This window comes from Eubacterium sp. 3_1_31 (assembly GCF_964249515.1).
GTDB classification, from domain to species: domain Bacteria; phylum Bacillota_I; class Bacilli_A; order Erysipelotrichales; family Erysipelotrichaceae; genus Longicatena; species Longicatena caecimuris.
Map to the genome: position 1 here is coordinate 16,576 of NZ_CAXUBY010000014.1, position 13,118 is coordinate 29,693.

Below are 13,118 nucleotides of genomic sequence, written 5' to 3' on the forward strand. Positions count from 1 at the left end.
TCATTGATTTTGTGTGGATTTTCATTTGAGAAAAGAAACAAGTTTAAAAAGTTATAAGCCGATTAACATAACAAATCATTCTTACCAAATGATATTGATGCAGATGGTAAGGGTACCTTAAACCGTTATAAAAAGAAGAGCTTTTACTGGTACCAGAAAGTAATTAAAAGTAATGGGGAAGATTTAGATTAAAATAAAAAATATCTGTATGGATGTAAAAACCATGCAGATTTTTTTGTATAAGAAGCTTTACGAATAATGGATTTCTTTGTGTAGTTGAAGAATGATTCAATCATAACGTCAAACTATTTTTTATCAGCCAATGCCTTTGTATATTGAAACATTTTACTACCAGCATAGATAACAACAATGAACTCAGTAAGGGGCATCGTATACCAAAGAGCTTCAGGACTTAACAAAGGTAATAGATAAATAAGAATACCACTAATGATAAGTCCGCGCGCTACGGAAACAATGAAAGCGGCTTTTGGTTTTAATAAAGCTTGGAAGTAATAAGTTGAGAAGATATTGAATGGTAGTAATAAAAAGGACAATCCATAGGTACGAATAATTAAGGGAGCAATTTGTAAGATTTCTTTAGTGGGTGCCATAAACAATTTAACAAATAGGTTAGGGGCTAATGCAGACAGTGCAGTCCAAAAGATACTAAAGAATAAAACAGTAGCTAAGGCATAGTTTAGAACTTTCTTAATACGGAATCCGAGTTTTGCGCCATAATTGACGGAGATGATTGGTTGTGCTGCTTGTCCGATGCTATATGCACAACATTGCACAAAGGTGCTGATGTTTACGATGATACCATAAATGGATAAGGCATCTGTCCCAAGATAGTTCATAATCTGACGGTTGAATAAAATGGTCAAGATTCCCATGGCAATATCAATAAAGAAAGTTGAAAATCCCGTAATGGTAATTCTTTTGAGTTTATGCAGTATATGTTGTGGCATTTGAAACTTTAAGGTATTTGTCTTAGAAAAGAAATGTTTTAGCATAACGATACAGGAGATGATAGAACCAATCGCCGTTGCTAAACCGGCACCAAAGATACCCATATCAAACACAAAGACGAAGACATAATCACCAATCATATTAAAAATACCGCCGGCTAATACTCCTATTGTCGCAAGTGTAGGATCAGCATCATTACGTAAGAAAGCAGCTAATACTTGCGTAAACAGGAAACAAGGTAAGACAAATTTGATTGGTAATAAATAGGTTCTTGCTAGAGCTAACAAGGAACTTTTTGCGCCAAAAAACATAAGCAGTTGACGATCAAACAAGATGATAAGGATCCATGTGATTACCGCTAAGAAGACGGCTCCTATTACGGCTGCTGAAAAATAAGCATTCGCTTCTTGTGTTCTGCTTTTTCCATTCCCTTTGATAGTACTGAAAATAACCGAACCTCCAATTCCCATTAACAATCCTAAACTAAAAATAATGTTCCAAATCGGCGCAACTACAGCTAATGCTGCTGTACCTTCTGGTCCTTGATATTGTCCAACCATTGCCATATCGACAATCGAGTAAACAGATGTAATCAAAACACTCCCAAAGGCAGCTGCTAAATATTTAAAATAAAGTGTCTTTATATTTCCCTTTAAAAAATCCATAAAAATTCCTCCTAATCAAAAAAAGAGCTGAACAAGGTTACGGGTATCTCAATCCGTCGCCTTATCCAGCTCATCATTTCTCTTTGAATGACTCGCCCTCCGAGCAACCCTATTTTAACAGAGCTATACATAAAGTCAAGCCAGAAAATAACTTTTATACGTTTGCGGTAATAAGATGAAATGTTTATGATATAAGCGGTGGTAAATACTTCCTCATATTTTTTCGATAAGATTTACTTGCAAAAGTACTACATGCATGTTTTAATATAGATGCCTTTTTTATCAAGAGTTGGGGTAGAGAGTTAGCTCGATAATCCCACACCAACCTGTATGGGGTAAATCATATAAGGTGGTACAGCTAACAGCGATAAGAGAAGAAAGAATCGATACGTATGCCTTCTCTGACGCTTGAGAAGGCTTTTTATATGGAGGAATTGATATGAAAGATTATGTATTTACATCAGAAAGCATTACAGAAGGCCATCCGGATAAAATCTGTGATACGATTGCGGATGCTATCTTAGATGAAGCATTACGTCAGGATAAGAATAGCAAGATGGCAGTGGAGGCAACAATTAAAGATGAGTTTGTGTTGATTTATGGAGAAGCTGACACAAAAGCTAAGATTGATTTTGAAGGTATTGCGAAAAAGGTCATCAAAAACATTGGATATGAAGAAGAATATCAGGTAATGGTGAAAGTAAATAAGCAATCCAGTGAAATACACCAGGCAGTTGTCCAAGATGGTAGTATTGGTGCAGGGGATCAGGGAATCATGTTTGGCTATGCATGTGATGATACAGAAGAATATATGCCAGCGCCAATTGCTTATGCACATAAACTTGCAAAACAGTTAAGTGAAGTACGCCGTACACATCCGATTTTAAGACCTGATGGCAAGACACAAGTAAGTGTTGAATATGAAAATGATCAAATTAAACGTATTGATACTATCGTTGTATCGACCCAACATACACCGGATGTGAGTCAGCAGGAAATTGCCAATTTGATTATGAAAGAAGTCATCACGCCGGTAATTCCAGATGAATTATTAGATGAGGACACGCGCTATCTTATCAATCCAAGTGGCAGCTTTATTGTAGGCGGTTCTTTTGGTGATAGTGGTACGACAGGACGCAAGATTGTTGTTGATACTTATGGAGGTATGGGTAGAATCGGTGGCGGCTGTTTTTCCAGTAAAGATCCATCAAAGGTAGATCGCAGTGCTGCATATTATTGCCGCTATGTTGCTAAAAATATTGTGGCTCATCAGTTGGCAAGAAAATGTGAGATTCAGGTGGCATATGCTATCGGCAAGGTAAAACCAATATCTATTTTATTAGATACATTTGGTACAGGAACTATGAGTGATGAAGATTTATTAGATATTGTAAAGAAAAACTTTAATTTCGAAGTGAAAAACATTATTGAGGAATTAGACTTGTTAAAACCTATTTATCAAGCAACAGCCTGCTATGGACATTTTGGTAGAAATGAATTTCGTTGGGAAAAGGTTATAGATTTAAAATATTAATCACACTACTTTACTATAAAGCTCTTATGAAATCCTATAAGAGCTTTTTTATAACCAAAATAGTATGATAACGAAGGAACTACATTGCTATTCATAAATAAATCGGTTATAATTTTTATGTAAACGGTTACAGAAAAATGCTTATTGCACAAATAAGTGAAACTGAAAGGTGAGGAAAAAATGAAGGAGCGGATGAAACAATTAGGAGTATTGTTTTTGGTGTTTATGATGGCACTGACAATACTGCCATCACAAGGAACGATCAAAGCAGAAGAAACAAAAGAAAGCTTCACCGTGCATTATCATAAGAATGATGGAACAGATGAGATTATAGACAAAGAATATGCAAGCAAAGAAGAGGCCATCGAAGAAGGAAGTCTTTTTACATGGGAAGGAAGAACCTTTGTATCATGGAACTTGCAAGCGGATGGCAAAGGTAAACGTGTAGCGGAAAAGACGAAATTGAATGAAGTGATGAAAGACGAAACAACACTAGATGTTTATGCTATCTGGAAAGAGAAAGTCTTTAAGGTAAATTTCATGGATATAAATGGAGATAAGGAAACTATATACCATGAAGAAGAAACAAAAGATGGGAAGATAACACTACCGGTATATCGCAACAGCGAACATGAGAATGAAGTCTTTGCAGGCTGGAAGAATGAAAAAGATAGCAAGGTCTATGAGCCTGGGAAAGAGATAGAAATAAAAGAAGATAGCACTTTTGTTGCACAATTTATGAAAAAAGAAATTAAAGCAAAAGGAATAAAAGCTTTAGAAAATACAGAAATTACATACTATAGTGCAAATAATGAATGGTTGGAAAAAACTATAGAGGGAACAGATATAATTAATTATCCTGAAGAGTTTAGAGAATCTGGACTAGAAACAAGAAAATTTCTTTACTGGGCTGCAAGTATTGATGCATATATAGATGAAAGTGTACCTAGAATAAAACCAGGTGATAAATTATCTGATGTAGATTTTTCTGAATATATATGCATCACAGATGAAGGAGATGTATTGCTGTTTTTGTTCGCTATTTACGATAATGAAAACAAATTAGGTATATTATCTATTTACCAAAATGATAATAATGAAATAATAAAAGATTTTAAAGATCGCTATAACTATAGTTATAATGAAGATACAGAAGAATTGATTGTTGAAGATGTGGTCTTAAAAGAACCTGATTTGATAAGGAAAAATTTTTTATATTGGTTATATGAAAACTATGAAAACCAAGTGGCTATTGAATATCCTGCAGGATCAAAAATATCACTAAAAGTAAAAAAATTAAAAATAGATTTTCCGAGAACATTGGCAGCAGGCTGTTTTCCAGGTGTTTTAACGGGGATTTATGATGAAGAGGACAATTATGGCATTGATATTATCTATGAAAATCCAGAAGGTTTAAACGGTAAACCACCTGTCGATAAAAATATATATGGATTAGAAAAAGGTATGAAGCCAGTGGCAGCTATTGCTGGAGCAGGTACTTTAACATCAAGAAACAGTATTTTTTATGGATGGAAAACTTATAATGGAGATATTTGGAAAGAAAATGATTTAATCACTTTTGAAAAACTGCAAGAAGCTTTAAGTTATAATGGAGATAAAACAAAAGTTAATCTTAAACCTATTTTTATATATGTTCCAGCTACATTTGACTTATCATCCTTACCAAATAATATAGAGATTCGGCAACCAGAACTGATTGTGATATTCGATGAATTAAATAGTGATTATTCATTCTTACTGCCGGATATCTCGGATGAATTTAAAAATTCAGATTATGTGTTTGTTGGATGGAAAAATAAGCAATTAAATGAGGTGTATGCTCCTTTTACTGATGAAAATGATTATGGCGTTGGAGTGGTCTTAGAACCTATAGTAATGAAGAAGACAAAGTTTAAAATCGTATATGAATGTCTTGATTCAGTTACATGTCCTATTGATAATGCAGAATATGAATTAGGCGATGAAATTAAATTGAAAAATATGCCAACAAATGGTTTAGAATATGAGGGAAGTTATTTTATTGGGTGGTATCCGTTTTATGATCAATCTTTCAAACAAATTCCCGTTTTTGAATATATACATGCAATAACAAATGGTGAATTACAAGTGTTTTCAAGCTATTCTGATGAAAAAAATAGCATCTTTTGTGATCCAAATGGTAATGATATCGCACTAACTCCGGAATTAAAAGAAATTAATAGTCTCCCACTATTTTCTAGAGGTGATTATATAATTCCTATGGAAGATAAGGAATATTTAATAGGATGGTCTTTAACACCTAATAATGAAAATCCTGATGAATTTTTATCTTTTTGGACAGCTACTTCCGACGACATATATGAATTAATAAAAGGAAAAAATAATCCAGTTCGATTGTATGCACAATGGATAAGTGAAGAAGAATTAAAAAAAAGAAGTGATTTTATCAAAGTAACCTTTGAATTGGATCAAGGAAATGGGAACAAACTAGTGGATACTACTTATGCACCAAAGGGAATAGAATTTAATGCCTCATATTTTTTGTTCAATAATAAGTATTCTGTACTAAATCAGAAATTGACCTACGAGCAAAGCTATGTTAATGCTTATAATGAAATATATGTTAAAGATTTAGATGGTGAGAACAAAAAAAGCATTATATTACCAACAGATGTTTCAGAAGTAACATATGAAATAAAAATGATAAATCGAAAAATTCCCACATCCTATATGGCAAACAATCATGGCGTTTTAAAGAATGAAACAGGTAAAATTACTAAATACATAGAAGATAGTGGAGAAGATATATTTCTTCGCATACTTGATTTACCAATACCTGTCGCTGATGAGGGCTATGTATTTGCAGGATGGAAATTACGCCCTTATTTCAAGAATTGTTTTCCTAAAGTTCCCTCTAGAAGTGTTAATGCAAAAAATGAAGTAACGATTGCAGACTGGTATACATTAAAAAAAGAGATATGGTCTACAGAAGAATTATCAAAAACACCAATTTATGAGGGTAATCTTGTTGATTCTTTACTTCCACCATATGCGAGAAGTTTTTTGATATCTAAACTAAATGTAATTGCCGTCTTTGAACCAACCGGTAAAGTAGAATACTACTATGATGGGGTTAAAGATGATGAGGCGACAGAAACCTTAACTGACCTTCATACTGGGGATACAGTAACTGCTTATCCAGACAAATCAAAAGATGGTATGTATGAAGTAGATAAAACAGATGGACTTCCTATGATCGTAGATGATGACTACACCAAGAATGTCATCAAGGTTTATTATAAGAAAAAGAAAACGGCTGTAACTGTCCAATATTTCTATGATGGTATAGAAGATAAGGAAGCTGCTTATACCGTCAATGATCTTGCGATAGGTTCTCATTATGATACTTATAAAGATAAGAAGAAAGAACATTATTCTTTGGCAACCGTAACAATTCCTGAAAAACTTGTGGAAAATGCAGAAGAAAATGTCATCAAGGTATATTACACAAGAAATAAGACCATCGCTAAGATACAGTATTACTATGATGAAAAGTTGGATGATAGTCAGACAGAAATTCTAGCAGATCAAAAAGCAGGCGATACGATTACAACGTATCCGGATAAGATCAAAGAAAACTATAAACTTGATAAAGTAGAAGGGTTGCCACTTACATTAAAAGAGAATGCAGAAGAGAATGTTATTAAGGTATATTATGTACACAAGAAGACTTCTGTAACCGTAAAATATTTCTATGATGATGTGGAAGATGAAAGCCTAAGAGAAAGAATTGATGATTTGGAAGTAGGTTCTTATTTTGGTGGGTATAAGGATAAGAAGAAAGAACATTATTCCTTTGCGGCAGTACAGATCCCCGAAAAACTTGTAGAGGATGAGAAAGCAAATGTCATTCATGTATACTATACAAGAACAAAAACAATCGCGAAGGTACAATACTTTTATGATGGAAAGCTGGATGACAGTAAGACAGAGATCATCGCAGATTTAAAAGCAGGCGATGTCGTAGAAACCTATCCGGAAAAGAATAAAGAAGGGTATCACTTTGTGAAGAGCGAGCATTTACCACTAACGTTAAGTGCTATAGCGGCAGAAAATGTCATCAACATCTATTATGCAAAGGATGAAGAAGATAGCAAGACAACTTCGGTTACTGTGAAGTATTACTATGATGGAGTAGAAGATAAGAAAGCGTCCTATCGAGTAGACGAATTAGAAGTAGGTTCACAGTATAAAAACTATGTAGATAAAAAGAAGGAACACTATTCTTTAGCAGAAGTAAAGATACCAGAAAAACTAGTAGAAGATGCTAGTCAGAATGTGATTGAAGTATACTATACAAGAACAAAAACAATCGCAAAGGTACAATACTACTATGATGGCAAGCTGGATGAGAGCAAGACAGAGATCATTGCAGATTTAAAAGCAGGCGATGTCGTAGAAACCTATCCGGAAAAGAATAAAGAAGGGTATCACTTTGTGAAGAGCGAGCATTTACCACTAACGTTGAGTGCTATAGCGGCAGAAAATGTCATCAACATCTATTATGCAAAGGATGAAGAAGATAGCAAGACAACTTCGGTTACTGTGAAGTATTACTATGATGGAGTAGAAGATAAGAAAGCGTCCTATCGAGTAGACGAATTAGAAGTAGGTTCACAGTATAAAAACTATGAAGATAAAAAGAAGGAACACTATTCTTTAGCAGAAGTAAAGATACCAGAAAAACTAGTAGAAGATGCTAGTCAGAATGTGATTGAAGTATACTACACAAGAACAAAAACAATTGCAAAGGTACAATACTTCTATGATGGCAAGCTGGATGAGAGCAAGACAGAGAACATCGCAGATTTAAAAGCAGGCGATATCGTAGAAACCTATCCAGAGAAGAACAAGGAAGGGTACATATTTGAAAAGGTGGAGAATATACCATTGACCTTAGGTGAAGATGCAAGTAAAAATATCATCAAGGTATATTATGTAAAGAAAAAAGATACTGAACCAACCCCACCCAAAGAAGACCCACAAAAACCGGCGACGCCAAGCAAACCAACTACAGAAAAACCAAAACCAGAAGATGAAGTTCAGACAAGTGATACAAGTCAGCGAACATTATGGATCATGATGGTATTGCTAAGTGGTGGTGCTGTATTGGTATATGGTTTAAAACGTAGAAGAAAAGAAAAACAATAAGCAAAGAAAGGTGGATTCTTTATTGAAAAAGACCACCTTTTCTACAAGGATGACATTATCTATTCACAAGATAGGTAAAATACGATACACTTACACGGGAGGAATCCGTTATGAAAAAACATTTATTACTATTATCTGCATTGAAACCACATCATTTAAATAGAATACCTGCGTGTTATGAATATCGTTTAAAAACCCCTGACTCTGTTAATGAAGAGGATATACGTTGGGCTGAGGTGATTGCCGGGAAAGTGCCTTTAACGTATTTGCCAATCGCTGAAAATCTTCGCTTGTTACAATTGGAAACAGCCGGAAATGAACAATATTTAAATAAGCTTCCTTCGTCATGCAGCTTATGTAATGCCAGTGGCAGTTTTGGTTTAGCGATCAGCGAATATCTGATTTGTACTATATTAATGCTTATGCGTAATATACATCTCTATCAGCAACATCAAAAAAAGCATTTATGGCAAGTGGAAGAACCTATTTCTTCTATTTACGGTTCCAAGATTTTAGTAGTAGGTACAGGTGATCTTGGAAAAGAATTTGCCGGGAAAGTTAAGATGATGGGGGCACATACGATTGGCATTAATCGTCATTCAAAGCTTCCCCTAACGGCTTTTGATGAACTTTATGGTATAGAAGAAATAGAAACACTTTTACCTCATGCTGATGTTGTCGTATTGGCTTTACCAAGCACAGCAAAAACAAGACATATCTTTCAAAAGCAATATTATGCTAGAATGAAAGAAAACGCTATTTTGGTAAATGTGGGAAGAGGAGATGCCCTGTCGTTAGATGAGTTATTAGAAGCTCTTCATACATACCCTATCAAAGGAGCGGTATTAGATGTAATGGAACAGGAGCCGTTGCCGCAGCAACATCCTATCTGGAAAGAGACAAATGTCATTTTGACACCCCATATTTCAGGTACCTTTCAATTACCGGAATCTTTTGAGCGTTATGTAAATATTTTAATACAAAATCTTGAGGCTTATGCACAAGGAAAAGCACTTTGTAATCTTGTGAATATAAAAGAAGGCTATTAAGAAAAGGAGAAGATACTTCCATCTGAATTGTAAGATATAAAAAGTATTTCTATATTTATAATGATAGAATTGGAATGATAATAAAAATTTTATTAAAAAAGCCGTATAATATGATAAAATAACTACAGAAGGTGAAGAAAATGGAAACTGTGCGTTATGAAGCAAAAGATATCGAAACAATCGCTGATTTATTGAAAGAAGGAAAGGTGGTTGCCTTCCCTACGGATACGGTTTATGGTTTGGCTGTCATTTATGAAAATGAAGCGGCCTTAGAAGCTCTTAAAAAAAGTAAAGGAAGACCAGAAAATAAACCAATCCCTACCATGGTTTCAAATTTCCGACAAATGGAAGAAATCGCCTATATGAGTGAAGACGCAAGAAAACTTGCGGAGGAATTTATGCCGGGAGGCTTTACGATGATTCTTAAGAAGAAAGAACACCTTCCTGCATATTTGACAAATGGATTTGATACGGTAGGGATACGCATGCCGGATGATGACATCATACTACATCTGATTGATCTCTGTGAGAAACCATTGCTTGTGACTAGTGCTAATCTAAGTGGTGAAGAACCGCAAGAAACAGCAGAGGGGGTATTAAAACAGCTGGATGGACGAATTGATGCTATCGTAGTTGGCGAAAGTGGAGGCAGTAAGGCAAGTACTATCGTGGATATGAGTGCCGATGAATTACGCATTGTAAGAGAAGGACCTATCAGCGAAAAACGAATTCGCGAAGTCCTGCAAGACTAACACGACAGAAAGGAGAAGGATGAAATTATCATCCTATACATGAAATGAAAAAAGAAAGACCAATAAAGATTCATTTGCTGGGTGAGTTTTCGATTGAAAATAAAGAATTTCAATTTCCTAATAAAGTCAAAAAAAGCACACAATTGATTATCTTAATTGCTTATTTAATCATGTATCGTCATACTTCTTTAACGAAAGAGGCATTGATTGAAGTTTTATGGCCAAATGGCATCAGTGAAAATCCGGAAGGGGCCTTGCGAAATCTGATTTATCGTGCACGTAAGGAATTGGAGCCATTTTGCAGAGAGCGAAAACATTCTTGTATCTTATCAAAAGGTAATACGTATTCCTGGAACAATGCAATACCATGGGATATTGATATCGTCCGTCTTGAAAAAGCATGTGAGGATATTGAAAATATCAAAGATGCTTCAACGATGTGTGATAAATGTCAGCATTTACTGAATACATATGGAATGGCTTTTTTACATGACTTTGATGAAGAATGGATTTTAGTAAAACGCCGTTATTATAAAGATATGATTCAGCGTGCTTTATTACATGGATGCAAACTATGTGAACAGGAAAAAGATTATGATCGTGTATTGAAAATTTGTGAATATGCAGAATTTAAACATTTTATCTTCCCAGAATTAATGGAAGTTAAATTAAAGGCTTTTTATGAAGTAAAGCAATATTCGCAAGCTATTACGTATTATCATAAAATTGTGGAACTATATAGTAGTACATTTAATATTGAACTAACACCGAACATCACGAATATTCATCATGAATTATTAAAATTCCATAAAGATGAGCCAGAGAGTATTCAAGAATTGATAGGAGATTTAAATGAGGAAATATATCGCAATGGAGCCTTTTATTGTGATGCTGAAATTTTCCGTAATTTATATCAGGTGCATGTTCGTGCATCATCACGTGGAGTTGTCAGTTATATCGTCATGTTACAGTTAAAGATGGTGTCTAAGACGAATGAAGTAGCAGTGCGTAAAGCCAGCGCATTGTTAAAGGAAGTGTTGTATCATAACTTGCGCAGAAATGATGTATTCTGCCATTGTTCTGCGTTAACGTATGCCGCAGTATTACAAGTACCATCACTTGAAAACTGTATGGTGGCATTAAAGCGTGTCCAGGGCAAATTCAACAGTGAGAATACAGATGAAGGTGTTTGTTTGTGCTTTGATGCGAAAGAAATTGGATAAATTTCGCATAGGAAATAGGTTAGCTGAATAGGAAATATGGGAGGTTATCGTTATGAAAATTGCATTAGCTTGTGATCATGGAGCTTATGAGTATAAGGAACTCATTAAGAAAATGTTGTCTGAGGAAGGACATGAGATTGAAGACTTTGGCTGTCATAGTAAGGAATCCGTAGATTATCCTGATTATGCAGCACCTGCTGCACAGTCTGTAGCGAATGGTAAGAATGATCGAGGAATTGTAATATGCAGTACCGGTATTGGCGTAAGTATTACCGCAAACAAGATCAAAGGTATTCGCTGTGCGTTAGTATCTGATCCGGTGAGCGCACGCTTAACTAGAGAGCATAATGACACAAATGTATTAGCACTCGGTCAGCTGGTAACCGGAGAAGCTGTGATGAAGGAAATTGTTCATGTTTGGTTGAACACGGAATTCTCGCATGCAGAACGTCATCAGCGTCGTATTGATAAAGTGATGGCATTAGAAAAATAAAGTGAGAGCTGCTGATAAAGGCAGCTCTTTGCCTAGTGAAAGGAAACAAATATGACTTTATGGAATCCTTGGCATGGCTGTCATAAATACAGTGCCGGTTGTGCAAATTGTTATGTATATCGGATGGATGAGCGCTATGGAAGAGATAGTAGTGTTGTAAAAAAGACGAAAGATTTCGCTTTGCCTGTGAAAAAGAAAAAAGATGGTTCCTGGAAGATACAGGAAGGTGTTGTCTATACTTGCTTTAGCTCTGATTTCTTTGTGGAAGAGGCAGATGCATGGCGCAAGGAAGCATGGAGCTTCATGAAACAACGTTCAGATCTACATTTTTATATGATTACAAAACGTGTGGAAAGAATTTTGCCAAACTTGCCGGATGATTGGCAAAGCGGTTATGAGAATGTAACTATTTGTGCGACGATTGAAAATCAAATAGAGGCTGAACGCAGACTGCCCATCTACATGGAATTGCCTATTCGTCATAAAGAATTGATCTGTGAACCGCTGTTAGAGGACATAGATCTTACGTTATGGTTGGATGAGCGTATCGAGCAGGTAACTGCCGGAGGAGAAAGCGGCGATGAGGCAAGAATGTGCGATTATGCATGGATCTTACATCTAAGAGAACAATGTTTAAATAAAAAGATTCCTTTTTATTTCAAGCAGACCGGTGCACGCTTTGTGAAAGATGGAATCTGTTATCATATACCACGTAAACAGCAACTTACCCAAGCAAGAAAAGCAAACATCGATTATCTTGCTGTATATCCTAATTTTAAGAAATAACGTAGGAGAGGAAAATGAAGAATTTAAACACACGATTTTTACGGTTTACCAAACTTTTAGAATTCAGCGTAGCCTTATGTTTGATGGTGGCAATCGTTATCGCGGCAGGAATGGCATTGTTGGATACAACCGCCTTAGTCATAGCAGGAGATTTTCAGTTAGAACACTTTTTAAGCGGTGTACTGACAATTGTTGTGGCAATTGAGTTTGTGAAGATGTTATTGTTGCATACGCCGGAATCGGTGATTGAAGTATTGCTTTATGCAGTAGCTCGTCAGATCATCATTTCGCATGAAAGTGCCATGGAAAATCTGATTGGTGTCTTAGCTGTTGCGATCATCTTTATTATCCGCAAATATTTTTCAAAAAGTTTTCAGAGCGCAGTAGGTGACGAATAAAGGATTTGTGATAAAATAAGAGAAAACGGAGGACACAC

9 protein-coding genes and 1 riboswitch are annotated in these 13,118 nt (G+C 35.3%); of the genes, 8 read left to right on the forward strand and 1 reads right to left on the reverse strand.

The annotated features are described in order from the left end of the window. Positions 1 to 305 precede the first annotated feature (305 nt). Positions 306 to 1,634 carry an MATE family efflux transporter gene (locus tag ACESSZ_RS07430; protein WP_008690928.1) on the reverse strand — a complete coding sequence of 443 codons (1,329 nt, stop codon included), beginning with the start codon at positions 1,632 to 1,634 and terminating at the stop codon, positions 306 to 308. Positions 1,635 to 1,910: 276 nt separating this feature from the next. Next, positions 1,911 to 2,008, forward strand: a riboswitch (SAM riboswitch). A gap of 65 nt (positions 2,009 to 2,073) precedes the next feature. On the opposite strand from ACESSZ_RS07430, the gene metK reads away from it, so the two are divergent. From metK to ACESSZ_RS07470, 8 genes are all read left to right on the forward strand, one after another. Continuing rightward, positions 2,074 to 3,168, forward strand: a complete 1,095-nt coding sequence (metK, locus tag ACESSZ_RS07435; protein WP_008690929.1) for a methionine adenosyltransferase — start codon at positions 2,074 to 2,076, stop codon at positions 3,166 to 3,168. 180 nt (positions 3,169 to 3,348) lie between these two features. Then, complete coding sequence (locus tag ACESSZ_RS07440; RefSeq protein WP_499842727.1) at positions 3,349 to 8,379, forward strand: InlB B-repeat-containing protein; 5,031 nt, start codon at positions 3,349 to 3,351, stop codon at positions 8,377 to 8,379. A 110-nt stretch (positions 8,380 to 8,489) separates the two neighbouring features. Beyond that, positions 8,490 to 9,428 (forward strand): D-2-hydroxyacid dehydrogenase, encoded by a 939-nt coding sequence (locus ACESSZ_RS07445; RefSeq protein ID WP_119983547.1) that lies wholly within the window; start codon positions 8,490 to 8,492, stop codon positions 9,426 to 9,428. A 140-nt stretch (positions 9,429 to 9,568) separates the two neighbouring features. Continuing rightward, on the forward strand, positions 9,569 to 10,180 hold the full coding sequence (locus ACESSZ_RS07450) for an L-threonylcarbamoyladenylate synthase (RefSeq protein ID WP_119983546.1): 612 nt from the start codon (positions 9,569 to 9,571) through the stop codon (positions 10,178 to 10,180). 44 nt (positions 10,181 to 10,224) lie between these two features. Continuing rightward, positions 10,225 to 11,403, forward strand: coding sequence for an AfsR/SARP family transcriptional regulator (locus ACESSZ_RS07455; RefSeq protein WP_008690941.1), 1,179 nt, complete (start codon positions 10,225 to 10,227; stop codon positions 11,401 to 11,403). Between the two features lie 52 nt (positions 11,404 to 11,455). Further along, entirely contained in the window at positions 11,456 to 11,896 is a 441-nt protein-coding gene (gene rpiB / locus ACESSZ_RS07460; RefSeq protein WP_008690942.1) for a ribose 5-phosphate isomerase B, read from the forward strand. Positions 11,897 to 11,947: 51 nt separating this feature from the next. Continuing rightward, a complete protein-coding gene (locus ACESSZ_RS07465) occupies positions 11,948 to 12,682 on the forward strand; it encodes a DUF5131 family protein (RefSeq protein WP_119983545.1) in 735 nt (244 codons plus the stop codon). A 14-nt stretch (positions 12,683 to 12,696) separates the two neighbouring features. Next, positions 12,697 to 13,080 carry a transporter gene (locus ACESSZ_RS07470; RefSeq protein ID WP_119983544.1) on the forward strand — a complete coding sequence of 128 codons (384 nt, stop codon included), beginning with the start codon at positions 12,697 to 12,699 and terminating at the stop codon, positions 13,078 to 13,080. Positions 13,081 to 13,118: the final 38 nt, after the last annotated feature.